Source organism: Streptomyces sp. Ag109_O5-1 (assembly GCF_003814875.1).
Classification (GTDB): Bacteria; Actinomycetota; Actinomycetes; order Streptomycetales; family Streptomycetaceae; genus Streptomyces; species Streptomyces sasae.
This window is the reverse complement of the sequence record NZ_RKQF01000001.1, coordinates 9,132,556-9,156,579: the sequence shown is the minus strand read 5'-3', so window position 1 is coordinate 9,156,579 and position 24,024 is coordinate 9,132,556. Positions and strand designations below refer to the sequence as shown.

The 24,024-nt window shown below is 70.2% G+C and carries 22 protein-coding genes; 11 read left to right on the top strand and 11 right to left on the bottom strand.

Annotation, left to right across the window (positions count from 1 at the left end; translation table 11 throughout):
• Positions 1 to 112: 112 nt before the first annotated feature.
• The 5 genes from EDD90_RS41710 to EDD90_RS41690 all read left to right on the top strand — a co-directional run bounded on the left by EDD90_RS41710 (position 113) and on the right by EDD90_RS41690 (position 7,383).
• Positions 113 to 547: a hypothetical protein gene (locus tag EDD90_RS41710; protein ID WP_260328465.1), complete on the top strand. Its 435-nt coding sequence runs from the start codon at positions 113 to 115 to the stop codon at positions 545 to 547.
• A 427-nt stretch (positions 548 to 974) separates the two neighbouring features.
• Entirely contained in the window at positions 975 to 1,796 is an 822-nt protein-coding gene (locus EDD90_RS41705; protein ID WP_123978274.1) for a glycosyltransferase family 2 protein, read from the top strand.
• Positions 1,793 to 2,782 (top strand): glycosyltransferase family 2 protein, encoded by a 990-nt coding sequence (locus EDD90_RS41700; RefSeq protein ID WP_123978273.1) that lies wholly within the window; start codon positions 1,793 to 1,795, stop codon positions 2,780 to 2,782. Before EDD90_RS41705 ends, EDD90_RS41700 begins: the two co-directional genes overlap by 4 nt.
• Positions 2,775 to 3,575 carry a polysaccharide deacetylase family protein gene (locus tag EDD90_RS41695; RefSeq protein WP_185149411.1) on the top strand — a complete coding sequence of 267 codons (801 nt, stop codon included), beginning with the start codon at positions 2,775 to 2,777 and terminating at the stop codon, positions 3,573 to 3,575. Before EDD90_RS41700 ends, EDD90_RS41695 begins: the two co-directional genes overlap by 8 nt.
• Positions 3,568 to 7,383: a lipopolysaccharide biosynthesis protein gene (locus tag EDD90_RS41690; protein ID WP_123978272.1), complete on the top strand. Its 3,816-nt coding sequence runs from the start codon at positions 3,568 to 3,570 to the stop codon at positions 7,381 to 7,383. Before EDD90_RS41695 ends, EDD90_RS41690 begins: the two co-directional genes overlap by 8 nt.
• A gap of 56 nt (positions 7,384 to 7,439) precedes the next feature.
• On the opposite strand, the gene EDD90_RS41685 is transcribed toward EDD90_RS41690, so the two are convergent.
• Complete coding sequence (locus tag EDD90_RS41685; RefSeq protein ID WP_123978271.1) at positions 7,440 to 8,861, bottom strand: GH39 family glycosyl hydrolase; 1,422 nt, start codon at positions 8,859 to 8,861, stop codon at positions 7,440 to 7,442.
• A 175-nt stretch (positions 8,862 to 9,036) separates the two neighbouring features.
• Here EDD90_RS41685 and EDD90_RS41680 point away from each other — a divergent pair, with 175 nt between their 5' ends.
• Both EDD90_RS41680 and EDD90_RS41675 read left to right on the top strand, forming a co-directional pair.
• Positions 9,037 to 10,131, top strand: coding sequence for a DUF5925 domain-containing protein (locus EDD90_RS41680; RefSeq protein ID WP_123978270.1), 1,095 nt, complete (start codon positions 9,037 to 9,039; stop codon positions 10,129 to 10,131).
• 41 nt (positions 10,132 to 10,172) lie between these two features.
• Positions 10,173 to 10,943, top strand: coding sequence for a DUF72 domain-containing protein (locus tag EDD90_RS41675; RefSeq protein ID WP_123978269.1), 771 nt, complete (start codon positions 10,173 to 10,175; stop codon positions 10,941 to 10,943).
• A 103-nt stretch (positions 10,944 to 11,046) separates the two neighbouring features.
• Here the strand turns inward: EDD90_RS41675 and EDD90_RS41670 are convergent, their stop codons facing one another.
• Positions 11,047 to 11,415 carry a GntR family transcriptional regulator gene (locus EDD90_RS41670; protein ID WP_185149410.1) on the bottom strand — a complete coding sequence of 123 codons (369 nt, stop codon included), beginning with the start codon at positions 11,413 to 11,415 and terminating at the stop codon, positions 11,047 to 11,049.
• A gap of 69 nt (positions 11,416 to 11,484) precedes the next feature.
• Between EDD90_RS41670 and EDD90_RS41665 the strand changes: the two genes are divergently transcribed.
• Together EDD90_RS41665 and EDD90_RS41660 are read left to right on the top strand one after the other, a co-directional pair.
• Positions 11,485 to 12,414 carry a GNAT family N-acetyltransferase gene (locus EDD90_RS41665; RefSeq protein WP_123978267.1) on the top strand — a complete coding sequence of 310 codons (930 nt, stop codon included), beginning with the start codon at positions 11,485 to 11,487 and terminating at the stop codon, positions 12,412 to 12,414.
• Complete coding sequence (locus EDD90_RS41660) at positions 12,395 to 12,898, top strand: DUF402 domain-containing protein (RefSeq protein WP_123978266.1); 504 nt, start codon at positions 12,395 to 12,397, stop codon at positions 12,896 to 12,898. The genes EDD90_RS41665 and EDD90_RS41660 overlap by 20 nt, the downstream gene beginning before the upstream one ends.
• An 8-nt stretch (positions 12,899 to 12,906) precedes the next feature.
• On the opposite strand, the gene EDD90_RS41655 is transcribed toward EDD90_RS41660, so the two are convergent.
• A complete protein-coding gene (locus EDD90_RS41655) occupies positions 12,907 to 13,521 on the bottom strand; it encodes a class I SAM-dependent methyltransferase (protein WP_123978265.1) in 615 nt (204 codons plus the stop codon).
• A gap of 141 nt (positions 13,522 to 13,662) precedes the next feature.
• On the opposite strand from EDD90_RS41655, the gene EDD90_RS57860 reads away from it, so the two are divergent.
• A complete protein-coding gene (locus EDD90_RS57860) occupies positions 13,663 to 13,797 on the top strand; it encodes a hypothetical protein (RefSeq protein ID WP_123978264.1) in 135 nt (44 codons plus the stop codon).
• A gap of 25 nt (positions 13,798 to 13,822) precedes the next feature.
• On the opposite strand, the gene EDD90_RS41645 is transcribed toward EDD90_RS57860, so the two are convergent.
• The 3 genes from EDD90_RS41645 to EDD90_RS41635 all read right to left on the bottom strand — a co-directional run bounded on the left by EDD90_RS41645 (position 13,823) and on the right by EDD90_RS41635 (position 15,952).
• Positions 13,823 to 14,272 carry a GNAT family N-acetyltransferase gene (locus tag EDD90_RS41645; RefSeq protein ID WP_123978263.1) on the bottom strand — a complete coding sequence of 150 codons (450 nt, stop codon included), beginning with the start codon at positions 14,270 to 14,272 and terminating at the stop codon, positions 13,823 to 13,825.
• 199 nt (positions 14,273 to 14,471) lie between these two features.
• Positions 14,472 to 15,332, bottom strand: a complete 861-nt coding sequence (locus EDD90_RS41640; protein WP_123978262.1) for a triacylglycerol lipase — start codon at positions 15,330 to 15,332, stop codon at positions 14,472 to 14,474.
• Between the two features lie 173 nt (positions 15,333 to 15,505).
• Positions 15,506 to 15,952 (bottom strand): MarR family winged helix-turn-helix transcriptional regulator, encoded by a 447-nt coding sequence (locus tag EDD90_RS41635; protein ID WP_123978261.1) that lies wholly within the window; start codon positions 15,950 to 15,952, stop codon positions 15,506 to 15,508.
• Between the two features lie 95 nt (positions 15,953 to 16,047).
• Between EDD90_RS41635 and EDD90_RS41630 the strand changes: the two genes are divergently transcribed.
• Positions 16,048 to 16,422 carry a cupin domain-containing protein gene (locus EDD90_RS41630; RefSeq protein ID WP_123978260.1) on the top strand — a complete coding sequence of 125 codons (375 nt, stop codon included), beginning with the start codon at positions 16,048 to 16,050 and terminating at the stop codon, positions 16,420 to 16,422.
• 17 nt (positions 16,423 to 16,439) lie between these two features.
• On the opposite strand, the gene EDD90_RS41625 is transcribed toward EDD90_RS41630, so the two are convergent.
• The 5 genes from EDD90_RS41625 to EDD90_RS41605 all read right to left on the bottom strand — a co-directional run bounded on the left by EDD90_RS41625 (position 16,440) and on the right by EDD90_RS41605 (position 23,735).
• On the bottom strand, positions 16,440 to 17,414 hold the full coding sequence (locus tag EDD90_RS41625) for a DNA polymerase thumb domain-containing protein (RefSeq protein WP_123978259.1): 975 nt from the start codon (positions 17,412 to 17,414) through the stop codon (positions 16,440 to 16,442).
• Complete coding sequence (locus EDD90_RS41620) at positions 17,411 to 20,848, bottom strand: DNA polymerase III subunit alpha (protein WP_123978258.1); 3,438 nt, start codon at positions 20,846 to 20,848, stop codon at positions 17,411 to 17,413. Before EDD90_RS41620 ends, EDD90_RS41625 begins: the two co-directional genes overlap by 4 nt.
• Before the next feature lie 512 nt (positions 20,849 to 21,360).
• Complete coding sequence (locus EDD90_RS41615; RefSeq protein WP_123978257.1) at positions 21,361 to 22,152, bottom strand: MerR family transcriptional regulator; 792 nt, start codon at positions 22,150 to 22,152, stop codon at positions 21,361 to 21,363.
• Between the two features lie 15 nt (positions 22,153 to 22,167).
• Positions 22,168 to 22,929: an ABC transporter permease gene (locus tag EDD90_RS41610; RefSeq protein WP_123978256.1), complete on the bottom strand. Its 762-nt coding sequence runs from the start codon at positions 22,927 to 22,929 to the stop codon at positions 22,168 to 22,170.
• Entirely contained in the window at positions 22,926 to 23,735 is an 810-nt protein-coding gene (locus tag EDD90_RS41605) for an ABC transporter ATP-binding protein (RefSeq protein ID WP_123978255.1), read from the bottom strand. The genes EDD90_RS41610 and EDD90_RS41605 overlap by 4 nt, the downstream gene beginning before the upstream one ends.
• Between the last annotated feature and the right edge of the window lie 289 nt (positions 23,736 to 24,024).

The following is a 24,024-nucleotide window of genomic DNA, read 5'->3' as shown; positions in this document are numbered from 1 at the left end:
GACAACAGGTGTCTCCGGGGAACGGTCATGTCCGGAGACCCGCTTGACGCCTCCCGTTCGGCTGCGCGACATTGAAGCCCGGCATCCGACGCCTTGGGGGGCAAAGTCGGCCATGCAGTCCATACGACTCAAGACATCATCAACGGCGGAGGAACGGGCACGGCCAGGACCGGGGAGGGACCTGGGACCGCTGCTCGCGGGAGCCGCGACGGCCATCGGTGCGGCCGGCGCACTGCTCGCCCTGACGGACTCGGACTCGGCATTGCGCGGGCCGTCGGCGCTGTTCTTCCTGCTCGCCGCGCCGGCCGCGGCGATCGCACTGGCTCTGCGCGGACTCGATCCGTTCGCGCGCGCCCTCACCGCTCTCGCGGGCGCCGTCGCCCTGGACATGCTGGTGGCCCAGGGCATGCTCGCCACCCATCGCTGGTCGTGGCGCGGCGGAATCGTCGCGGTGTCCGTGATCAGCCTCCTGCTGCTCCTGCTGGTGCGAATGCGACCAGTGGAGCGAATTCTCGAACGGATCAGGAAAATCCGTTCGAGGCAATGAACAAGGTCGGCCAAAGTTGTGTAACGGCCAAACCAACAAAAACGTGAGGGTCAGTTCCGGGACTTGCCATACTGGTCCAATCGTCAATATCGTCGTACATCTCACAACCCGCACCGGATCATCATCAAGCGGCTCTAGGGGAGGGCTCAAGGACCGCGATCTTCCGGAGCGGGGCGCGGTAGGGGGGTGCCGTGCTCGGTGACCGCAATATGTGTGACCACAGCAGTTTCGCGTGTGACCACTGTCGTTTCCGAGTCGTGCCGCGCGACCGGCCGCCGTTTCCCGGCGGCCCGGCCAGCTTTGCCAGCTCACCTGCGGGTACGGAGATCCGTTCTCCACGCCACGGGTGAGAACCCCCCTTTCGAACCGGATACCAAGCCGGGCCGCCCAGGGGCGGGCGGTCCACCGGACGAGAGGGACAAGACTCATGAGTTCTGTTCTGCGCCCGCCGACTTCGGGCCAAGATCCTTTAATGGCGGCCGAATACCGGCCGATCTCCTCTCACCTGGCGATCACACCGCCGGTGAGCGTGGTGATCCCCGCCATGAATGAGGCGGAGAATCTCCCCTACGTCTTCAAGACACTTCCGGGCTGGATACACGAAGTAGTTCTTGTCGACGGCAATTCCACCGACAACACCGTGGCAGTGGCACGGGAGTTGTGGCCCGAGGTGAAAGTCGTCGAACAGCGGGGCAAGGGCAAGGGAGATGCCCTGATCACCGGGTTCGAGGCGTGCACCGGCGACATCATCGTCATGGTGGACGCGGACGGCTCGGCCGACGGCCACGAGATCGTCTCGTATGTCTCCGCCCTGGTCTCGGGCGCCGACTTCGCCAAGGGCTCCCGCTTCGCCAACGGCGGCGGCACGGACGACATGACCTTCATCCGCAAGCTCGGCAACTGGGCGCTGTGCACGGTCGTCAACCGCAAGTTCGGCGCCCGCTACACCGACCTCTGCTACGGATACAACGCGTTCTGGCGGCACTGCCTCGACAAGATCGACCTCGACTGCACCGGCTTCGAGATCGAGACCCTGATCAACATCCGGGTCGTCAAGGCGGGCCTGAAGGTGCAGGAGATACCCAGCTACGAGTACCTCCGCATCCACGGCACCAGCAACCTGCGCGCCGTACGCGACGGACTGCGGGTGCTCAAGGTGATCCTCAAGGAACGCTCCAACCGGCGTGACCTGCGCCGGCAGGTGCGGCACTCCCCGATGACCACCACGGGCCGGGGAGAGTCGTCTTGAGCGATCCCGACATCTCCGTCGTGATCTGCGTCTACACCGAGGACCGCTGGGAGGACATCCTCGCGGCGGTCTCCTCGGTGCACGCCCAGTCGTACCCTGCGCTGGAGACCCTGCTGGTCGTCGACCACAACCCGGCGCTCCTGGAACGGCTCACGAAGGAGTACAAGCAGAGCGCGGAGGTGCGGGTGCTCGCCAACGCGGGCCCCCGCGGCCTGTCCGCGGGCCGCAACACGGGCATCGCCGCCTCCTACGGCGAGGTGATCGCCTTCCTCGACGACGACGCCGTGGCCGAGCGGGACTGGCTGCGCCGCTTCGCCGAGGGGTACGCCGACCCCAGGGTGATGGCGGTCGGCGGCCGGACCATGCCGATCTGGGCCTCGGGCCGCCGGCCGGACTGGTTCCCGGAGGAGTTCGACTGGGTGGTCGGCTGCACCTACAAGGGCCTGCCCGCCGGCCGGGTCCGGGTCCGCAACGTCCTCGGGGGAAACGCTTCTTTCCGGCGTACGGCCTTCGACGCGGCGGGCGGCTTCGCCACCGGCATCGGCCGCGACGGCGACAAGCGCCCGCTGGGCTGCGAGGAGACGGAGCTGTGCATCCGCCTCACCCGGGCCCGCCCGGACGCCGTACTGCTCATCGACGACCGCGCGGTGATCCACCACCGGGTCCCGGAAGCCCGCGAACACTTCGGCTACTTCCGCACCCGCGCCTACGCCGAGGGCCTCTCCAAGGCCCTCGTCGCCCGCAGCGTGGGCGCCGACAAGGGCCTGGAGTCCGAACGCCGGTACACCACGCGTGTGCTGCCCGCCGGGGTCGCTCGTGGCCTGCGGGACGCACTGCTGGCCCGGCCGGGCGGCGCGGGCCGGGCCGGCGCGATCGTCGCCGGGGTGCTGACGGCGGCCGGCGGCTATGTGGTGGGCAGCGTACGGGCACGGCGGGGCGGGGCGACCTTCTCCGTCGCCGAGATCGAGGGGGGAACCCATGGCTGAGGCACCGGTGCCGATCCTCATGTACCACTCGGTCGCGACCGCACCGAACGACGCCACCCGCGCGCTCTCGGTGGCGCCGGAGGCGTTCGCCGAGCAGATGGCGCTCATCGGCGACCTGGGGCTGACCCCGGTCACCACGGCCGCCCTGGCGGCGAACTGGCGCTCGGGAGGCCCACTCCCCCACCGCCCCGTCCTGATCACCTTCGACGACGGCTACGAGGGCGTGCACCGCCATGCCCTGCCGGTCCTCGCCAAGCACGGTTTCGCGTCCACCCTGTTCGTCTCGACGGGCTGGATCAGGGGCGCGTACGACACCGGATGCGGCCTGGACACCATGCTCGACTGGGACCAGGTGCGCGAACTCGCGGGCGCCGGCTGCGAGATCGGCGGCCACAGCCACACCCATCCGCAGCTCGACCAGCTGGACGACGACCGGCTGCGCACGGAGCTGGTGGGGTGCCGGGAGATCGTCACCGAGGAACTGGGCGCCGCACCATCCTCGTTCGCCTACCCGTACGGCTACTCCAGCCGCCGGGTCCGGCGGGCCGTGCGCGAGTGCGGGTTCGCCCAGGCGCTCGCGGTCGGCAACGGCCTCGCCCGCCGCCACCAGGGTCCGTACGCGCTGCAACGCGTCACCGTACGCCGCAGCACCGACGCCGAGGAGTTCACGCGACTGCTCGAAGGCCGAGCGATCGCCCGCAACTTCGCCAGGGACCGTGCCCTCACCAAGGGGTACGCCGTTCTCCGCAGAGCCCGCCAGGTCCGCCGGAAGGCCAGCCGTTCCCGTGTCTGACACGACCACCACAACCGAGGCCGCGACCACCCAGACGCCGGCGCCCGAGCAGTCGGGGCGCCGTCTTCGCCTGCCCGGACGGAAAGGCCCGTCCGGCGGCAGCCCGCTCTTCCGGAACGCCTATGCGCTGATGCTCAACACCGGCATCTCCGCCGTGCTGGGCCTCGGCTTCTGGCTGGCCGCGGCCCGCTACTACTCGGAGTCCGCGGTCGGCCAGGGCTCCGCCGCCATCGCCGCCATGAAGCTCCTCGCGGGCCTGACCGCGGTCACCCTGACCGGCGCCCTGGCCCGCTTCATACCGGTCGCGGGCAAAGCCACCGGACGACTCATCTTCCGCACCTACGCGGGAAGTTCGCTGATCGTGGCACTGGCCGCCGGCGTCTTCCTGATGACCCTGGGCGTGTGGGGACCGTCGTACCGCTTCCTGCACGGGCCGCTGCCCGGGCTCGGGTTCGTCGTCGCCGTGATCGCCTGGAACCTGCTCACACTCCAGGACGGCGTGCTGACCGGGCTGCGCAGCGCGCCCTGGGTGCCGGTCGGCAACACTGTCTTCTCCGCTGTGAAGCTGGCGCTCCTTGTCGCCTTCGCGGCGGCGATCCCGATGGCCGGTGTCTTCGTCTCCTGGGTCGCCGCGATCGCCACCTCGTTCGTACCGCTGGGCTGGCTGGTGTTCCGGCGGCTGGTGCCCCGGCACATCAAGACCACCGCGGACCACGCGAAACCGCCCACGCTGAAGGAGATCGGCAGGTTCCTGGCCGGCGACTACACCGGCTCGCTGTTCTCCCTCGCCGTGGTCTACCTGGTCCCGGTGATCATCGCCTCGCAGGTCAGCTCCAAGGACAACGCGTACTTCTACATCACCACCACCATCGGCGGCACCACCAACCTGCTCGCCATCAACATGGGCGCCTCGCTGACCGTCGAGGGCTCGCACGACCCGGCCCGCCTCGCGGCCAACACCCGGGCCGCGCTGAAGCGGATGGCCCGGATCATGATTCCCATCTGCACGGTGCTGTTCTTCGGGGCGCCCTGGATCCTCGGCGTGTTCGGCCCCGGTTACGCGGACGCGGCGACCCCGCTGCTGCGCTGGTTCGCGGTCGGCGCGCTGCTCCGGGTCGTGATGGAGACGTACTTCGCGGTGCTGCGGGCGCAGAGCCGCACGGGCGGACTGGCCTGGCTGCAGGGCCTGTTGTGCGTGCTGGTGCTCGGCCTGACCCTGCTGCTGCTGCCCCGGATGGGACTGACCGGCGCGGGCGTGGCCGAGATCTCCAGCCTCGCGGTGATCGTGACGATCGCCGCGCCGAAGCTCTGGAGGACCCTCCGGGCGGCCGCGGCCGAGGTACCGGAGGGCGCGGCACCGGACGGGGACCTCGCCGACCTGGGGGCGCGCGAGGCCCCGCCCGCCGCGCCGCCGCGCAGGCGGGGTCCGGCCTGGGCGCTGGACTCCGACACCCTCGCCCTCGGCATCCATGTCGACTTCGACCACGTGGAACGGCGGCCGGACGTCCGGCCGGGTCCGGGAACTCCGCCCACGGGGACGCCCGTTGTACGACCCGACGCCCGGCCTGCCGACCGGCCCACATGGGCACTGCGCCCACCGCGGAACCTGGGGTTGCCCGTGGAACAGCGTGAACCGGGCTCGGAGGCCTCGCTCGGTCCTGCCGAGGCCTCACTGCTGAAGGAGGCGGAGGTCGACGCGCCGTTCGGGGAGGCGGTCGTACCGCAGGGGAAGAGCGATCCGCCGGCCGAGCCTCCCGAGGAGTCCGCGCCTGCGCTCTCGCTGCGGGAGCGGCTGACGCCCACCCGCCCGGGGGTCGTCCTCGGCTGCCTCCTCGTCGCCGCGCTGCTGTTGTACTGGGTGCCGGCGGCCCGGCTGGACGACGCCGGCCTGGACCGGATGGGCGGGCTGGGGCTGATCTCGGTGCTCCCGCTGCCGACGCTGGTCGGGGCGGCGCTGCTGATCACGGTGTTCGCCGCGCTGCTGTGGCTGCGCCGGGAGCACAAGGCGCTGCTGCTGGTCACCCTGCTGGCGACGGTCGTGTCGTTGCACGCGCTACCGGCGGTCATCGAGACGGAGCCGCGTTTCCCGACCGCCTGGCAGCATCTCGGCTTCATCGACTACATCGACCGCACCGGCTCGGCCGTACCCGACCTGGACGCCCGCTGGAGCTGGCCCGGGTTCTTCGCGGCGGCCGCGTTCATCGGCAAGGCCTGCGGGGTCACGGACTTCACCGAGGTCATCCGCTGGTGGCCGACCTTCATCCAACTGGCCTATCTGGCACCGATGTTCCTGCTCGTACGGTCGTTGCGGGCGAGCTGGCGGGCGAAGTGGACCGGCATCTGGATCTTCGTGCTGTGCGGCTGGGTCGGCCAGGACTACTTCTCCCCGCAGGGCTTCACCTATCTGCTCTATCTGGTGTTCGTGGCGATCCTGCTCGTCTGGTTCCGCGCCCCGCACGTGATCTGGACGAAGTACCGTCCGGGCGAGGCGGAGGTCGAGCCGGCCGACCGCCGCCAGCAGGCCGTGCTCCTCATGGTGCTGATCGGCCTGTTCGCGGCGACCGTCCCGGCGCACCAGCTCACCCCGTTCGTGATGCTGGGCGTACTGGCCGCCCTGGTCCTGATCGGCAGGTCCGAACTGCGCGGCCTGCCCATCCTGTTCGGGGTGGTCGCGGCCGTCTGGCTGGGCTTCATGGCCGAGCCGTACTGGTCCGGTCACTTCAACGAGCTGTTCGGCGGGGTCGGCGGGGTCGGCAACAATGTCACCACGTCCGTCTCCGGCCGTATCCAGGGCGGCAGTTCGACCCACAAACTGGTCCTGTACGTCCGGGTCCTGCTGGCCGGCAGCATGATGGCGTTCGCGGTCTGGGGCTGGTGGCGCCGCCGCTTCCACCGGTACCGCGAGCGTTCCCTGCTGGTCCTGACCTTCGTCCCGTTCCTGGGCTTCGGCATGCAGTCGTACGGCGGCGAGATGGCGCTGCGCGTCTTCATGTTCGCGCTGCCGGGCGCGGCCCTGCTCGCCGCGCTCGCCCTGTTCCCGCGCACCGGTGCCACCGAGAAGGAGCGCGAGAAGGACCGGGTCAGTCTGGCCCCGGTGGCCGCGCTGCTGGCGGGCCTGCTGCTCATGGGCGGCTTCCTGGTGGCCCGTTGGGGCAACGAGTCCTTCGAGCGGGTGCGGCCCGGCGAGGTCGCCGCCATGGACTATGTCTACGCCCACGACAAGCCGACGGTACGGCTGCTGTGGCTGAGCAACGACACGGTCAACGACGTCACCCCGGCGATTCCGTGGGGCGCGAAGGACATGGAGCGGGTCGACTATGTGCCGACTCTCGCGCCGACCGACCCGGTCCTGGTGTCGAGCCTGGTCAAGGCGCTCAAGGACGCCGGCCCGAACTCGTATCTGATGATCAACAGGAGTCAGGTGACCTATCTCCAGATGGACGCCGGGTACTCGGCGACCTGGGAGAGCCGGCTGGTCGAGAACCTGGACAACCGGCAGGGGCTGAAGAAGGTCCTGGTCAACGACGACGTGACCATGTACGCGCTGCGCAAGCAGCCCGCGGGCGCGGTCGCGAAGCCGGATCCGGGGCCGATCGGGCCGCGGATCACCTGGACGCCGTGGTCGGTGATCGGCGGTCTCGCCGCCGTGGCGCTGATCCTGCTCCTGACGGCACGCGAGGTGGTCCGGGTCTCGGTACGGCCCGGGGTGCGTCAGATCCGTCTGCTGCAGGGCAGTTTCTGGTTCTCGCTGCCGCTGCTGGCGGTGCTGCTGGCGTCGTTGGCGCAGCGGTTCCTGACCCTCAAGTGACCGACCTCAGGTGAGGGGTCCGAAGTGGCTCACCCGGTGCTCCCGGTTCTCCCGGGTCACCTGATGAGCCACTTCACCTCGTACGGCTGCATGTCGAACCGCTTGCCGTCCACTTGGGCGCTGATCGCCCGGTCGAGGGTGTTGACGACCAGGATCGTCCTGGCACTGGCGAGGACGCGGACGTTGGGTACGTCGTCCTTGGCGACGGAGACCGTCTCGTATGTGGTCCCCGGCGGGAACGCCTTCCCGAACCTCGACACCAGGTCGTACATGGGCAGCTCCTGCCCGCCGTCCCCGCTGTCGGTCGTCGTCCACAGACAGCCGGGGCAGTCGCCGCCCTTCTCGTCCTCCGGGTTCCAGTAGAAGCCGGAGTCGGCGCCGCCCTCGACCAGGGCGATCATGCCGGTGGCCTGGACGGCGACCCGGTGCTCCTCGGTCCAGCCGTCGCGCCGGTCGTTGCCGTCGGCGGGCTCGACGTAGTACTCGGCCCACCACAGCGGGAGGTCGTGCGTCTGCTTCCGGATCCACTCGCTGACGTACGTCAGTTTCTGCGTGGCCGCGAACTCGTCGGGCAGCAGGTCGTCGTCGTTGGTGTAGCTGGACCCGTCGACGACCACGAAGTCGGCGCCCGCCTTGTGGGTGTTCCAGTAGTCGAAGGCGTCGACGACCCGCTGGTCCAGGACGCCCCAGTCGCCCTTGAGGGTGGTGGAGGCGTTCTCGGTCTGGCGCGGGTCGAAGCTGTCCATGACGAGGTACGGCCCGCCGACCATGATGTCCTTGTTCACGGCCTTCAACGCCTTGTAGACGAGGTTGTAGAGCTCGGTGTAGCCCTCGTAGTCCCAGCGGCCCTTCGCGTTGTTCCAGAAGCCCTTGAACTCGTTCCAGACGATGAAGTGCCGTACGTCCGGGTAGCGCTTGGCGACGGTCGCGGCGAGGTCCGCGTAGTCCTGGTAGTGGTCGGGGGTGGGCGCGGTCTCCAGGGCGGCCTGGCTCCAGTTCGTGTTGTCGACGCCGGCCTTGCCGCCCTTCATCCAGTCCGGCGAGCAGCACAGGGTGATCACCGGGGTGCCGCCCGACTTGCGCATGAAGTCGACCCGGCGGTCCAGGGCGCCGAAGTCGTAACGGCCCTTCACCGGCTCGGGGTTGTCGGCGCCCCAGCCCATGATGGCCTGGTCCTGCGGCATCCCGGCGTCCTTGGCCAGCAGGCTCTCGACCCGCTCGGTGGCGGCCCCGCTGCCCTCGTCGGCGCTGTACTGGGTGTGCGTGAAGCCCCAGCCCACGTACGGCTCCGTCTTGTCCGGCGGGGTGCCCGGGGTGCCGTGCACCTTGTCGCCGTCGCGGGTCGTGCCCGCGGTGCCGCCGCCCCCTGGAAGCGTGTTGACCAGTGCCACGATCAGGGCGAGAGCGGCCACGCCCACACCGAGCAGGGCGGTGAGCCGCCACCGCCGAGCCCCCGAATTCCACCCATGACGTCCCATCAAGGACAACATTAATGGCGGAAATCGCCCCGGGGGCAGGTATCGCGGATCGACAGCTCTGTAACAGAGCCGGGTGGGCACTTCGGATACTCCGGAAGCTCGGTGCACACCCGACACTCCCCGCCCACTTCGGAAAACGGGTGCGCTGCGGGCCCCGGTGGCGGATCATGGCGGCATGTCTGCCAAGCCGCACGAGACGCTGCCGATCCGGCTCAACGTCGACGACTCCGACTCTCCGTCCGACGTCGTCGACGCGCTGTTCCTCGGCCGCTTCGCGACGGGCGAGCAGCCGTACTCGCACGCGGCCAACATCGACCGGGTGCGGACCGGGGCGACCCTGCTGCCGAAGGAGGCGCGGGTACTGCGGGTGGCCCGCGACGACGACCGCAGCGCGACCCTGGCGGAGGGCGACGGCTGGACCCTCCTCGTCTCCCGCTGGAACCGGGGCGCGGACGTGACCGTCACCGCGACCACCGCCGAGCTGGCCTCGAAGGTGCTGAACGAGGCGACGGACGGCGCGGCGGACGAGCCGGAACCGCAGCCGGAGAACGTGACGATGGGCTTCTGGTACGTCTCGCCGCGCCGCGGCCCGCACCGCACCACCCGGCAGATCTCCGCCGGCACCTGGGACGAGGTCCGCGCCAACTACACGGCGCCGGTGGCGGACGCGATGGACCGCCTGATGAAGACGACGCCGGAGGACATCGCGGGCCGGCTGCTGCTCCTGCACGGCCCGCCGGGCACCGGCAAGACCTCCGCGCTGCGCACCCTGGCCCGCTCCTGGCGGGACTGGTGCCAGGTGGACTGCGTCCTCGACCCCGAACGGCTCTTCTCCGACGTCGGTTATCTGATGGACATCGCGATCGGCGAGGAGGACGGCGCCGGCAAGGGCCGCTGGCGGCTGCTCCTGCTGGAGGACTGCGACGAACTGATCCGCGGCGAGGCCAAGCACACGGCGGGCCAGGCGCTGTCGAGGCTGCTGAACCTCACGGACGGCCTGCTCGGCCAGGGCCGCAACGTCCTGGTCGGCGTCACCACCAACGAGGACCTGGAGCGTCTGCACCCGGCCGTCGTCCGCCCGGGCCGCTGCCTGGCCCGGATCGAGGTGGGCCCGCTGACCCACAGCGAGGCGGTGAACTGGCTCGGCACGGAGGAAGGCGTGGGCCGGGACGGGGCGACCCTGGCGGAGCTGTACGCACTGCGCCGGGGCACGTCACCGACGTCGGTACCGGGGGCGCGGGAGGGCGCGGACGCGGGGCTGTACCTGTAGCGCCTGGAGCAGGGCGGCACCTGTAGTGCTTTGATGGGGGTATGCCCCTGTTCATCGGAACGTCGGGCTGGCAGTACAAGGACTGGCGGGGCGTCCTGTACCCGGCCGATGTGCCCATGCGGCTGTGGCTGGAGGAGTACGCGGCGCGCTTCACGACGGTGGAGCTGAACAACGCGTTCTACCGCCTCCCGTCGAGGGAGAACTTCGCGTCCTGGCGGGAGCGGGTCCCTGCGGACTTCGTGATCGCGGTCAAGGCGAGCCGCTATCTCACGCACATCAAACGCCTCAAGGACCCCGAGGAGCCGGTCGACCGCCTGATGACCCACGCGGCGGGCCTGGGCGACCGGCTGGGCCCGGTCCTCCTCCAGCTCCCGCCGACGCTCAAGGCGGACCCGGCCCTGCTGGACACGTGCCTGGCGTGCTTCCCCCGCGGCACGCGCGTCGCGGTGGAACCCCGCCATGACTCCTGGTGGACACGGCAGACCCGCGAGGTCCTGGAGTCCCGGGGAGCGGCCCTGTGCTGGGCCGACATCCAGGCCCACCCCATGACCCCGCTCTGGCGCACCACCGACTGGGCCTACGTCCGCTTCCACGAGGGCCGTGCCACACCCTGGCCGCGCTACGGCCGCCGCTCCCTGGAAACCTGGATCGACCGCATCGCCACGGCGTACCCCGAGAGCGCCGACATCTACACGTACTTCAACAACGACCCGGGCGGAGCGGCGGTGCGGGACGCGGCGGCGTTCGGGCAGGCGGCGGAGCGCGCGGGACTGACGGTGACGAGGACGCCGGAGCCGGCCACGAGCGGCTGAGATGCTTCCCAGCCGCTTGATCTTTTTCCGCCGCAACGGCGATCAGCCGCCGCGGCGCAATCCGGCGGTGCCGAGCCCTGCTCAGCAACCGACCGGCAACTCCCTATCCCCCGTAAGCCGCCCGCAGGGCGTCCCGCACCGCGGACAGGGCCTCCTCCTCCGGCAACCCCAGCCGCCGGACCCGGTCGGCATAGGCCTGCGCGGCGACCGCCGCTTCCCGCTCCGCCGCCGACCCCGCCGCCGCGACGAACGTTCCGTTGCGCCCCCGCGTCTCGATCACCCCGTCCGTCTCCAGCGCCCGGTACGCCTTGGCCACCGTGTTCACCGCCAGGCCCAGCGACTCGGCCAGCCCCCTGACCGTCGGCAGCCGGTACCCCACCGGCAGCACCCCGCCTCGCGCCTGCTCGGAGATCTGCGCCCGTACCTGCTCGTACGGCGGCGCGCTGTCATCGATGTGGATCTTCAAGGTCACGGCCCGATTCTCCCGCACCCGCCGGAAATTGAGAGGCATCCAGCACTCGTCCCGCATAGCGTGCGCCCCATGACAGTGATCGTGCGTGATCTGCGCCCCGACGTCCGGTCCGATGCCGAGGGCTTCGCACGGGTCCGGCAGCTCGCCCTCCCCTTCATGCTGTTCACCCCGGAATCCCTGGTCCACGACCTGACACACACCCACCCCGACGCCCGCTTCCGTCAGCTGATCGCGGAGGAGGACGGCGAGGTCATCGGCACGGCCCAGGTCGGCCTCGCCCACGAGAGCGCGGAGCCGGGCCAGGGCTTCGCCAACGTGTACGTTCATCCGGAGCGCACCGGCCGAGGCGCCGGCGCCCTCCTCCTCCGTATGGCGGAGGAGCACCTGTCGGCGGTGGGCGCGACCACGTCGTACGCCTGGGTGCTGGACGCCCCGGCCAACCGGGCCTTCGCCGAGCGGCGCGGCTACACCGCGAGCCGCTCCGCCCACTTCCTCCGCCTGGACCTCGCGCAGGGCACGCTCCCTCCGCTCCGGACCCCGCCCCCGGGCGTCGAACTCCGCACCGGCGCCGACTTCGCCGACGATCCGCATCCGTTCTTCGCTCTCGACGCGGAGACGATGTCGGACGAGCCGAGCGACATCGACTACGAGTTCTCCGACTACGAGGCGTGGCTGGAGGAGACCTGGCGGCATCCTCTGTTCAGCCACGAGCTGACCTCGGTCGTCCTGGTGGACGGCCGCCCCGCGGCGTTCAGCGCGGCCCGCACCGACGGCGGCGCGCGCTACGGCACCGTCATGACCGGTACCGCCCGTGTCTTCCGCGGCCGGGGCCTGGCCAAACTCGCCAAGAACGACTCCCTGCACCGCGCCCGCGCCGCCGGCTGTACGGAGGCGTTCACGGGCAACGACAGCGGCAACGGCCCGATGCTGGCGATCAACAAGTGGTTCGGGTACGACATCTGCGCGACGGAGGTCAGGTATGTCCGCGAACTCGGCTGAGCCGACGGCCACGGTGGACGTCGTTCTGGTCAAGGCGGGTCGCACGAAGATCCGTTATCCCGCCGGGCTGCTGCACGACGACGGCACCCGGATCGCCGTGCGAGCACCCTGGGCCGGTGACGTGACCCGCGACTTCGGCTTCGTCCGGTTCGAGAAGGGCGATGTCTTCACCGAGTTCTACTGGCGAGACCGCTGGTACGCGGTGAAGGAGGTCCGCGCCGCCGACGGCACTCTGAAGGGCTGGTACTGCGACATCGCCCGCCCCGCGACGCTCACCGGCGGCGAACTGGTCGTGGAGGACCTCGACCTGGACCTGTGGCGCTCCGCGGACGGCACGGACGTACGGCGCCTGGACGAGGACGAGTTCGCCGAGAGCGGGCTGGCGGAGCGGGACCCGGCCGCCGCAGCGGCGGCCGTGGCCGCGCTGGACGCCCTGGAGGCCCTGGCCCGCGAGGGCCGCGGTTTCGCGGCCCTGCTGTCCTGACGGCGTCGTCACACCGTCGCCACCACCGCGTACCGCTCGTCGCTCACCTCCTTCCCCCACAGCACCGTCTGTGCCGACAGCGGCTCCACGCGTACGTGCCCGGCGAGGGGCGTCAGGAGGGCGGTGAGCCGGTCGGCCGGTATGCCGACCGGGGTGACGATCCCCCACACGCCCTCCACCAGCACGAACCGTCCTCCGGGCCGCAGCAGCCCACGCCAGTGCCGCAGCACGCGCGCGGGGTCGGGCAGCGCCCACAGCACATGCCGGACGAGGACGACGTCGAAGAGCCGCTCTCCCACCGGCGGTGCCGCCGCGTCGCCGGTCAGGAACACCGCGTCACGGCCGGCGAGCTTCGCCCGGGCCCGTTCCAGCATCGCCGGGGAACTGTCGACCCCGGTGACACGGTGGCCCTGCTCGGCGGCGAGGAGGGCCAGGCTGCCGGTGCCGCAGCCGAGGTCGAGCACATCGGCGGGGCGTTCGGGCAGCCAGGCCCGGAGCCGCTCCGCCCAGGCCAGCCGCACCTCGGGAGCACGCAGCCCGTGGTCCGGCTCCTCGTCGAAACCGGCGGCCTCCGCATCCCAGTCGACACCCACCGCAACCGTCCGATCACTCTCGTTCGTCATGCCCCAAGAGTGACACCCGCCACTGACAGCCGGTCCCTGTGACTGCGACCACTGACAGACCGGCATCGATGAGGAACTCTCGCCGAAAGGGCCTACCTCCGTGACATCACGGAAGCTCGGTAGGCACTGAAGGAGGCAGCCATGCGCCGCACAACCGTGCAGAGGCCCCTGAAGAAGAACGACAGCCGCCGGATCCGCGAAGAGGCGGACGAGCGCCCCAGCGGACGCCCCGAGGTGCGTAAGGACATCGCCCGCACCTGGTGGCCGGACGGCTGACCGCGCCGGTTTCCCGGCGCCCCTTTCAGTTCAGCCGCTTGCGGTAGTGGACGCGGTCGTACGGCCCGTCCACGCGCCGCTCGACGACTTCGTAGCCGAGCTTCGGGTAGATCTTCTGGTTCTCCCACATCAGCGCGTTGGTGTAGAGCCTGACCTCGGGCAGGCCCAGCGCACGCACGCGTGCGTCCACGAATTCCAGCAACCGCCGTCCCATCCCCTGGCCGTGTGCGTCGGGATGGACGGCGATGCTGTCGAGGAACAGATGGTCCTCGTGCGCCTCGATGACGACGAGCCCGACCACCGGGTCCCCGACGACGAACACCCGGCCCGCGGCCACATTCGCCGCGTGGTCCGCCTCCATGGGCTGCGGCACCACCCCGATGCGCGCGATGTAGTGGTGGTACGCCATATCGGTCACGGCCTTCACGGCCGGCACATCGGCTGCCCCGGCGGGCCGGATCTCGTCGTTCGTCATAGTGCGAACGCTAGTTACCTCAGCGCAGCCTGAGCACTCCCTTAAGGCGACCATAAGGATCCCCTTCACCCGCTCCCAACAGGCGATTTCACGGTTTCTTGGGGCTAGCTTTCTGATCAGCCCCATGGGATCCAGACTCCGGGGCCTGACCGGCGGCTCAGGTCGGACAGGCCCCGGCGGCGTTCAGTTGGGCAGCGGCTCAGCTGAACGCCGACGCGCAGGTGGTGGCGGTGGCGTGGGCCGGGTCGAGCGCGTTGGCCACCTCGTGGAAGGCGATCCGGTCGAAGAGCCCGATCGCCACGTGTTCGGAGAGGTCGAGCGGGCAGAGGTCCTGGAGCAGGACGTTGTCGACGTCCGAACCGCTCAGGTACTGGCTCTGCCAGGGCGTGGCCACCTCGTCGTACTTGGTGGCGATGACCGTGTAGTGCACTCCGGAGACGGTGTCGCCGCCCGCGTTGAGCTTGGTGAGGAAGGCGGAGCCGGGGATCTGGTCGGCGAGGCCGGGGGTGGTGGCCTTGATCAGGTCTTCGGCGCCGGGGAAGTACGGCAGCAGGTTGGTGAGGCCGCTGAGGGTGGCGCCGTGGTTGTCGGGGGCGAGACCGACGAGCGCGTTCACCTTGGCGGCACCGCCGAGGAACTTGAGGTAGTAGCGCGGCATCATGCCGCCCTGGGAGTGGCCCACGAGGTCGGCCTTGGCGGCGCCGGTGGCGGCGAGCACCTTGTCGACGAAGGCGGAGAGTTGCTCTGCCGACTTGTCGATGGGGCCGAGGCCGTAGAAGACGGGGACGCCGTCCAGCTGGCCGTAGTCGAGGGAGAAGACGCAGTAGCCGCGGCCCTCCAGGTACGGGGCGAGGGACAGCCAGTTGTCGACGGAGTTGCCGAGTGTGCCGTGGACCAGGATGACGGGGCGGGGGTGGGCGGCGGAGGGGTGGCAGGAGTAGTCGTTCCAGCCGGTGCTGGGGGCGCTGGACGCATGGGCGGTGGCGGCGGGAACGGTGGCGACTGCGGCGGCTACGAGCAGCGCGGTCAGGGGTCTGAGCACTCGCTTCCAGGGCAGCATCGTGTGATCTCCTTGCGGCTCAAGGGGGATGCGACGGCCTTACGCCCTGTGATCCGGATCACGAGGATGCTGTTCACTCATCAAGTTACGGACGAGTAGTGCAAGCGTGAAGTTACGCGTCAGTAAAAACTTCCAGTGGTAACCAGTGGCTCAACCGAACCCTTGACGAACCGTCACCAGGCAGGCCTGATCGGACCATAGGGAGCGATCCGCGCCAAATGCCGCCCCAACACGCGCACTTCACCCTCGCCCAACAGTTCGACCCACTCCCCCACGACCTCGGCGGCCACCTCCTCCGCCGCCCGCGTACAGGCCCAGCCCCGCTCGGTGAGCACGATCAGTCGCGCCCGGGCGTCCCCGGGGTGATCCCGCCGCTCGGCATAGCCCTTCCGGACGACTTCGTCGACAAGCTGACTCGCGGCCTGTTTGGTCACCCCGAGGTGCGCGGCGAGTTCGGTGACGGTGGCCCCGTCGGGAGCGAGCCGCGTGAAGGCGAAGCCGTGGGCGGGCCTCATCCCCTCGAAACCACGGGCGACGACACCCTCGTTGATGCGCTGGGTCAGCTCGCCGGCTGCGGCGAGCAGGGCTGCGGACAGGGCCATGGCCTCGGAGTTCTGCACGAGGCATTGAAACACCCTTGACCAGATGGTCAAGCAGCTTGACCATAGATGGAAAGTGGTCAAGCAGCTTGACCAAATCGACAACGGAGGCTCCCATGCCCGTCATCCGCTCCGCCGAGGCCACCACCCACGAGATCCACGGCGCCCGCTTCGTCTCGTACGCCACTCCCCTCACCGGCAGCAAGGAACTGTGCGCGTGGCGCGGGGAGATCCCGGCCGGGACCAGGGCCCCCGCCCACACCGTCACCCGGGAGGAGATCTTCCATCTGCTGGTCGGCGAGCTGCTGATCACCCTCGACGGCCGCACCGACCGCATCCGGGCCGGCGACACCGTCATCGTCAACCCCGGCGCCACCCTCGCCGTCGAGAACCCGACCGACCACACCGCGCTCTCCTGGGTCACCACCTCCATCGGCCTGGAGGCCGAGCTGGCCGATGGCAGCCGGATCGTGCCGCCGTGGGCCAACTGACGTATACGAAAAAGGGGTTACGCGGCCAGCGTGCCCGGCATCACCGCGCGCGGGCCGAACTTGGCCCGCGCGCGGTCCGCGACCTCCTCGATACGGCGGACCTTCTCGTCGACGGGGTCGAAGGTGAGCTGGTGGGAGGCCTGTTCGGCGGGGGTGAGCCCCTCGGCGCGCAGGACGAGCGCACGGACCCGGGCGCGCTGCAGGCCGAGCGCGTCGTACATGCCGTACGCCGTCCTGGCCAGCGCCGACGAGTGCGCGGTCGGTTCCTTGAGGGTGCGGCTGCGGGTCGTCGACGAGCGGTCGGCGTAGCGGACGCTGAGGGTCAGGGTGCCGCAGACCTTCTCCAGGGCGCGCAGCCGGGCGCCCAGTTCCTCGGCGGCGGAGAGCAGGGCACGGCGGTGCCGGTCCGGGTCCAGCTCGTCGCGTTCGAAGGGGCGTTCCGTGGCGAGGGAGCGGGAGACCGCGTTCGGGACGACCCGGCCGCGGTCGACGCCGTTCGCCTTCTCGCGCAGTTCACGGCCCGCCTTCGCGCCGATCAGCCGCTGGAGCGTGGAGAGCGGTGCGGCGGCGACCAGGCCGAGGGTGTCCAGGCCGTATGCGCACAGGGTGCGGGCCGTCGCCGTGCCGACCCCGGGCAGCGCGGTCACCGGCCGGTCCGCGAGGAACTCCGCGATGCCCTCCGGGTCGGCGGGGATCTCGCAGGTCACCCCGGGCCGGGCCGCGCCCAGTGCCACCCGGGCCAGCGTCGGGCCGGGGCCGGCGCCGATCACACAGTCGACGCCGTGCAGCGCGAGGGCGCGGACCCGGATCACCGACGCCAACTCGACCGCGCTGCGCCCGAAGTAGCGCTCGGCGCCCCGCAGATCGGCCAGCGCCCCGTCCGGTGGCAGGGCCTCGACGACCGGGGTGAACTCCTCCAACAGCCCGAGCAGTCCGGGCAGGGCGGCCTCGTACATCGGCGGCAGCTGGAAACGTACGCAGAGGATGGTCATCCCGCACTCCCCGGACTTTGGTGCCACAACTTCCTTGTTCTGGAAGGCCCTTGTGAGGCCTCCCCACCCGCGGGGCGCAGATCGGCCCACGGGTGCAGTTCATATCCGGTCGACAGGTGGATACGGCGACCGTGCGTCGGATCCCCGGCCGGTGCCCCCTCGGGAGCCGGCACCGGCTCCGCCAGCCGGGCCGCCACCTCGTCCAGGCCGCCCTCGGCACGCAGTTCGACGAGTTCGGCGAGGTTCCAGGCGGCCGAGCCGACCACGCTGAGGCTGCGCGGGCCGCGCCGCTGCACCACTCCGCGCACCAGCAGCAGCCAGGAGTGGAAGACGGTGTGCGCGCAGGCGTCGTGCGAGTCGTCGAAGAAGGCCAGGTCGACCAGGCCGGTGCCGTCGTCCAGGGTGGTGAAGATGACCCGCTTGCCGGACCGGATCGGCGGGGTCTGGGTGGCCGCCTTGGCCCCGGCCACCAGCACGGTCTCCCCGTGCCGGGTCTCGCGCAGCTGCCGTGCCGACACCACGCCCAGTTCCTTGAGGAAGACCCGGTGGTCGTCCATCAGATTGCGCGAGGTGTCCATCGACAGCACGCCGAGTTCGGCGCTCAGCTTCTCGGCGGAGGACAGGTCCGGGAGTCCGGTCGGCGCCGTCTTCCGGCCGCCCGCCAGCGGGAGTTGGCCGCCGCCCGCGCCCCGGCCGCCCCGGTGCAGCTCGGTGAGGTGCAGTTGCAGGTCACGGCGGTTGGCGCCGAAGGCGTCCAACGCACCGACCTGGGCGAGTCGTTGCGCAAGGGGCCGGCTCGGGCGTGCCCGTTCCCAGAAGTCCACCAGCGAGGCGTACGGCTGCCCGTCCGCGATCCGGGCCGCCTCGGCCTCGCTGATGCCGTGCACGTCGGAGAGGGCCAGCCGCAGCCCCCACACCGATGGAGATTCAGACACCAGTTCGATCCGGTGTGCGACCGCCGACCTGTTCACGTCCAACGGCAGGATCGGCACCCCGCGCCGCCGGGCGTCCGCCAGCAGCAGCCGCTTCGGGTACATCCCGGGGTCGTGTGTGAGCAAACCGGCGTAGAAGGCGGCCGGGTGATGCGCCTTCAGCCACGCCGACTGATACGTCGGTACGGCGAACGCCACCGCGTGCGCCTTGCAGAAGCCGTACGACCCGAACGCCTCGACGATCTCCCAGGTCCGCTGAATCGTCTCCGCGTCATAGCCGCGGGCCGCCGAGTGCTGCGCGAACCACACCTTGATCCGCCCCTGCGACTCCGGGTCGGAGAGCCCGCGCCGCACCCGGTCGGCCTCGCCCCGCCCGCAGCCGGTCATGACGGCGACGATGTCGATGATCTGCTCGTGGAAGACGACGACCCCGTACGTCCCCTTCAGCGCCTCCTCGAGGTCGGGGTGCGGGTACCTGACGGGGGCCCGTCCGTGCCGCGCCTCGATGAACGGCCGCACCATGTCGGCGGCGACCGGCCCCGGCCGGAACAGCGATATGTCGACGACCAGGTCGTGAAAGGTGGCCGGCTGCAGCCGCCCCACCAGGTCCCGCTGCCCCGGCGACTCGATCTGGAAGCAGCCCAGCGTCTCGGCGGACCGGATGAGTCGATATGTCGACGGGTCGCCCGGCGGGACGGAGTCCAGGTCGACCTCGGTGCCCGTCGCCCGTGCCACCTCGGCGACCGCGTGCGCCATCGCCGACTGCATCCGCACGCCCAGCACATCGAGCTTGAGCAGCCCGAGGTCCTCCACGTCCTCCTTGTCGAACTGCGACATGGGGAAACCCTCGCCACTGGTCGGCACGACCGGTGTACGGGAGAGCAGGGAGGCGTCGGAGAGGAGCACTCCGCAGGGGTGCATGGCGATTCCGCGCGGGAGGGCGTCAAGACCCTCGACCAGCTCCCAGAGCCGGCCGTACTTCTCCTTCTCCCCCGCCAGCTCCCGCAGTTCGGGCAGTTCCTCCAGGGCCGCGCGGGCGTCACGCGCGCGGATGTGCGGGAAGGACTTGGCGATGCGGTCGATGTCGGCCGGGTCCATGGACAGGGCCGCGCCCACGTCCCGGACGGCGTGCCGGACCCGGTAGGTCTCCGGCATGGAGACGGTCGCGACCCGCTCCTCGCCGAACCGGCCGATGATCGCCCGGTAGACCTCCAGACGGCGCGCGGACTCCACGTCGATGTCGATGTCGGGCAGCACCACCCGCTCCCTGGACAGGAAGCGCTCCATCAGCAGCCCGTGCTCGACCGGGTCGGCGTTGGCGATGCCGAGGAGGTGGTTGACCAGGGAGCCCGCGCCGGAGCCGCGCGCCGCCACCCGGATGCCCATCCGCTTCACGTCGTCCACGACCTGGGCGACCGTCAGGAAGTAGGAGGCGAAACCGTGGTGGGCGATGATGTCCAGCTCGTGGTGCATCCGCTCCCAGTACACACGTTTGCCCGCGTAGCCGTGCAGCACCATCCCGGCCGCCGCCCGCGAGGCCAGCGCCCGCTGGGCGGTGCGCCGGCCGGCGCCGACGAGATGCGGTTCGGGGAAGTGGACGGTGCCGATGCCGAGGTCGTCCTCGGGGTCGACCAGACACTCCGCGGCCGTCGCCCGGGTCTGCTCCAGCAGCCGGTGCGCGGTGTCGCGCCGGTAGCCCGCGGCCTCCACGATCCGCTCGGCCGCCCGGAACATGACGGTCGCGTCCTTGAGCCAGGCCTCCCCGGAGTCCAGCTCCTTCGTCGGGTCGATCGGCACCAGGCGGCGGGCCGCGTCCAGGACATCGGCGACCGGCCCCTGGCCGGGGTCGGCGTAGCGGACGGCGTTGCTGAGCACCGGGCGGATCCGCTGCTCGGCGGCGAAACCGACGGTGCGGGCGGCCAGCCGCAGGGAGCCGGGTCCGGTCCCCGTGCGGCCGTGCCAGACGGCTTCCAGGCGGAGGGCGTCGCCGTAGACCTCGCGCCAGGGGGCGAGGAGCCTCGCGGCGCGGTCGGGGCGCCCGGCGGCCAGGGCACGCCCCACGTCCGACCCGGGTCCGAGCAGCACGGTCAGACCGTCGCCATGGTTGTCGGGCCAGGACAGCAGGGGGGTGCCCTCACTCCGGTGCGCGGCCGTGACCAGGCGGCACAGGTCGGCCCAGCCCCGGGCACCGTCGCGGGCGAGGAAGGTGACCCGGGGTGTCGACTCGTCGATGAAGGCACCGCCGCGGACCGGGGCACGGCGCTTCTCCTGTCGTAGCGCCTCCGCCGGAACGGTCGCGAGGTTCACCCCGAAGAGCGGGCGGACACCGGCCCTGGCGGCGGCCTTGGCGAAGCGGACGGTGCCGGCGAGGGAGTCGCGGTCGGTGAGGGCGAGGGCGTCCATGCCCCGCTCGGAGGCACGCTCGGCGAGCCGCTCCGGGTGCGAGGCGCCGTAGCGCAGGGAGTACCCGGAGACGGTGTGCAGATGGGTGAAGCCCGGCATCCGCACCTCCCGCACTCATGAGCCCCGCAGGACTGCCCGAACAGAACTATCGAACATCAGTTCCCAACTTCCCCACCTCCACCATACCCCTATTCTCGAACGTATGTACGACACCTGTTCGAACGCCCCTCACCTGCGGAAACGCCTGCCGACTGTGACTGTTCAGGCTTGTTGGCGGTTGTTCATCGGAGTTGGCGAGCTCCCGCTGAAGCAGTGATCGCGGCCCATGACGAAGGTCGCATTCGGGGTCCGTGGCGTGGTCTGCACGGGGCGGCATCGCGGGTTCGAGTCCCTGGAGGGCCAGGCCCTGCCGCGATGGGGCGCAGGCAGTGAGGACCGGACGGGGGCTCCTGAGCCTCGCGCCAGGCCGCCGGATCCCGTCTATCGTTCGATTCGGCGTCATCGCGAACGTGGAACAGGACAGTGCTCAGGGCACGGGAAAGCGATCGTCATGGGTGTTTTCGTCCGGATCAGAGGCTGGCTGGAGTGGGACGACCGGCAGCTTGCCCAGGTCAAGGAGGCGGCAGCTCAGTGTCGAGTCTGTCGGCAGGCACTCGCTCGATGCGGGTCCAGCCGCTCCAGCCACGCTCCTTCAGAATCGCCAGCACCAGTTCGGCGCCCGGTGCGGACTCAAGCATGGTTGAGTCCATCAGGGCGACGAACTGATCATCGAAGCCGTCGTCACCCACCTCGCCGGCCTCCACGGCGCGAATCATCAGGCGCTCCAGGATGTCGGCGACCTCGACGATCCGTGGATCGCCGGCCCGCCAGTTGAGCTCCCCGGTGAAGAAGCTGTAGAGCCTCACCATGTCGGGGTTGTCCAGCTCCTCGTGCTTCTTGGCGATCACGGAGTCGATGAGGTCCGGCACCTGGGCGGCGATCATGATCCAGGCATCCCGCTCCATCGCGATGTACCGCTCCCCGACGCCGAGACCGCGCAGCCGGTCGAGGTAGTCCACGACGCTCTGCGGGAGCGCCAGGTGCTCTCCGGCGGCGAGCCGGGCGAGTCGGCTGCGGGTGTTCTGCAGCCGCCGGATCTCGGCGCGCAGATTCTTGTCGATCTCCTGGACGCCGCCGGCGAACTCTTCCGGGCCGGCGTCGAGGAGTTTCTCCACCCTGGCGAGCGGCACGCCGGCATCAGCCAGGGTGCGGATCCGGATCAGTCGCACGACCGCGGCGGCATCGTAGGTCCGGTACCCGGACCGGTCGCGCTCGGGCTCGGGCAGCAGCCCGATGTGGTGGTAGTGGCGTACCGCCCGTACCGTCACCCCGGCGTACGCCGCAAGCTGGCTGATGGTGAGCATGGGTCTCAGCCTGCCTCAGGCGATCTTCCGGCGATAGGCGGCCATCGCGAAGACGTACGCCACGACGAGGATGCCGACGCACCAGGCGAGGGCGGTCCAGATGTCGTTGCCGACCGGCCGCTGGGCGAACAGGTCGCGGATCGTATTGACGATCGACGTCACCGGCTGGTTCTCGGCGAACCAGCGCACCGGGCCGGGCATCGTCTTTGTGGGCACGAACGCCGAGCTGACGAACGGCAGGAAGATGAGCGGGTAGGCGAACGCGCCCGCTCCCTCGACCGACGACGCGGAGAGCCCGGGGATCACGGCGAGCCAGGTCAATGCCAGCGTGAACAAGAGCAGGATGCCGGCGACCGCGAGCCATGCCGACACGCCTGCCCCCGAGCGGAAGCCCATGAGAAGCGCGACGCCCACGACGAGCACGAGCGCGATCAGGTTGGCGACCAGAGAGGTGACGACATGCGCCCACAGCACACCCGACCGCGCGATCGGCATGGACTGGAATCGCTCGAAGATCCCGCTCTTCACATCGGTGAACAGCCGGTACGCCGTGTAGGAGATGCCCGATGCGATGGTCATGAGCAGGATGCCGGGCAGCATGTAGTTCACGTACGAGACCGACCCGGTATCAATGGCGCCTCCGAACACGTAGACGAACATCAGCATCATGGCGACCGGCGTGATGACGGTCGTGATGATGGTGTCCATGCTGCGTGTGACATGGCGCAGGGTCCGCCCCGTGAGCGCGGCAGTGTCGCTGAAGAAGTACGCGGTCATCCTTGTCCCCCAGTTGTCGTGCCAGTGGCGTCGCTCTTTTCGCCGCTGCCGATGACCGCGAGGAAGATCTCCTCCAGAGTCGGCTGCTTCTCGACGTACTCGACCTTGGCGGGCGGGAAGAGCCGCTTGAGTTCGGCGAGGGTGCCGTTCACGATGATCCGCCCCTGGTGGAGGATCGCGATCCGGTCGGCGAGCTGCTCAGCCTCGTCCAGGTACTGCGTGGTGAGCAGCACCGTCGTGCCGTACTCGGCGAGCTCCTTGACGGCATGCCACACCTCGATGCGCGCCTCGGGGTCGAGTCCGGCCGTCGGCTCGTCCAGGAAGATCACGGAAGGATTTCCGATGAGGCTCATCGCGATGTCCAGCCGGCGGCGCATCCCACCCGAATACGTGGACACCTTCCGCGGTCCGGCGTCGGTCAGCGAGAAACGCCTCAGCAGGTCGTCCGCGATCGAGCCCGGGTCCTTGAGGTGGCGCAGCCTGGCGACGAGTACGAGGTTCTCCCAACCGCTGAGGATCTCGTCGACGGCCGCGAACTGCCCGGTGAGGCTGATGGACTCCCGCACGTTCGCCGGTTGCGTGGCGACGTCGAAACCATTGACGCTCGCCGTCCCCGCGTCGGCCTTCAGGAGCGTGGCGAGGATCCTCACGGTCGTGGTCTTGCCCGCCCCATTGGAACCGAGCAGAGCGAAGATGCTGCCCGGCGCCACGTCGAAGTCCACTCCGCGCAGCACTTCGAGCTTCCCGTACGACTTCTCCAGACCCCGCACGCGCATCGCCGGACCGGCGATCGTTTGGGTCGTCATGGTCATCTGCCTCCTTTGCGGGGCTGCCCCACGCGACTGCGAGGACGCCCTTGCCGGAAGGATGGAGGGTTGACCCGGCGTCAAGGTCAAGCCGGCTCCGACCAGCCACGGGGGCAACCCCGTCAAGCACTCTTCGTGACCGGCTGAGCCCCTTCTCTCGCCAGCTGTCGCGAACACAACCCGCCAACCCGCGTGAGCAGCGAAGCAGCCCGGCCTCAGTCACCGACAACCGCGAACGGTCACAGCCGACCCGGGCCGTGGGGCACGCGAAAGCCCCGCCCCCTCGGGG

Bases quoted from the DNA above. Each gene is read 5' to 3' on its own strand.
- EDD90_RS41620 (WP_123978258.1), bottom strand. From the start codon at position 20,848: ATGCCGGGCTTCACCCATCTGCACACCGTCTCCGGGTACTCCCTGCGC.
- EDD90_RS41615 (WP_123978257.1), bottom strand. From the start codon at position 22,152: ATGCTCACCATCAGCCAGCTTGCGGCGTACGCCGGGGTGACGGTACGG.
- EDD90_RS41640 (WP_123978262.1), bottom strand. From the start codon at position 15,332: ATGCTGCCCTGGAAGCGAGTGCTCAGACCCCTGACCGCGCTGCTCGTA.
- EDD90_RS41695 (WP_185149411.1), top strand. From the start codon at position 2,775: ATGGCTGAGGCACCGGTGCCGATCCTCATGTACCACTCGGTCGCGACC.
- EDD90_RS41645 (WP_123978263.1), bottom strand. From the start codon at position 14,272: ATGACGAACGACGAGATCCGGCCCGCCGGGGCAGCCGATGTGCCGGCC.
- EDD90_RS41605 (WP_123978255.1), bottom strand. From the start codon at position 23,735: ATGACGACCCAAACGATCGCCGGTCCGGCGATGCGCGTGCGGGGTCTG.
- EDD90_RS41660 (WP_123978266.1), top strand. From the start codon at position 12,395: ATGTCCGCGAACTCGGCTGAGCCGACGGCCACGGTGGACGTCGTTCTG.
- EDD90_RS41685 (WP_123978271.1), bottom strand. From the start codon at position 8,861: ATGGGACGTCATGGGTGGAATTCGGGGGCTCGGCGGTGGCGGCTCACC.
- EDD90_RS41610 (WP_123978256.1), bottom strand. From the start codon at position 22,929: ATGACCGCGTACTTCTTCAGCGACACTGCCGCGCTCACGGGGCGGACC.
- EDD90_RS41680 (WP_123978270.1), top strand. From the start codon at position 9,037: ATGTCTGCCAAGCCGCACGAGACGCTGCCGATCCGGCTCAACGTCGAC.
- EDD90_RS41675 (WP_123978269.1), top strand. From the start codon at position 10,173: ATGCCCCTGTTCATCGGAACGTCGGGCTGGCAGTACAAGGACTGGCGG.
- EDD90_RS57860 (WP_123978264.1), top strand. From the start codon at position 13,663: ATGCGCCGCACAACCGTGCAGAGGCCCCTGAAGAAGAACGACAGCCGC.
- EDD90_RS41665 (WP_123978267.1), top strand. From the start codon at position 11,485: ATGACAGTGATCGTGCGTGATCTGCGCCCCGACGTCCGGTCCGATGCC.
- EDD90_RS41625 (WP_123978259.1), bottom strand. From the start codon at position 17,414: ATGACCATCCTCTGCGTACGTTTCCAGCTGCCGCCGATGTACGAGGCC.
- EDD90_RS41705 (WP_123978274.1), top strand. From the start codon at position 975: ATGAGTTCTGTTCTGCGCCCGCCGACTTCGGGCCAAGATCCTTTAATG.
- EDD90_RS41630 (WP_123978260.1), top strand. From the start codon at position 16,048: ATGCCCGTCATCCGCTCCGCCGAGGCCACCACCCACGAGATCCACGGC.
- EDD90_RS41710 (WP_260328465.1), top strand. From the start codon at position 113: ATGCAGTCCATACGACTCAAGACATCATCAACGGCGGAGGAACGGGCA.
- EDD90_RS41655 (WP_123978265.1), bottom strand. From the start codon at position 13,521: ATGACGAACGAGAGTGATCGGACGGTTGCGGTGGGTGTCGACTGGGAT.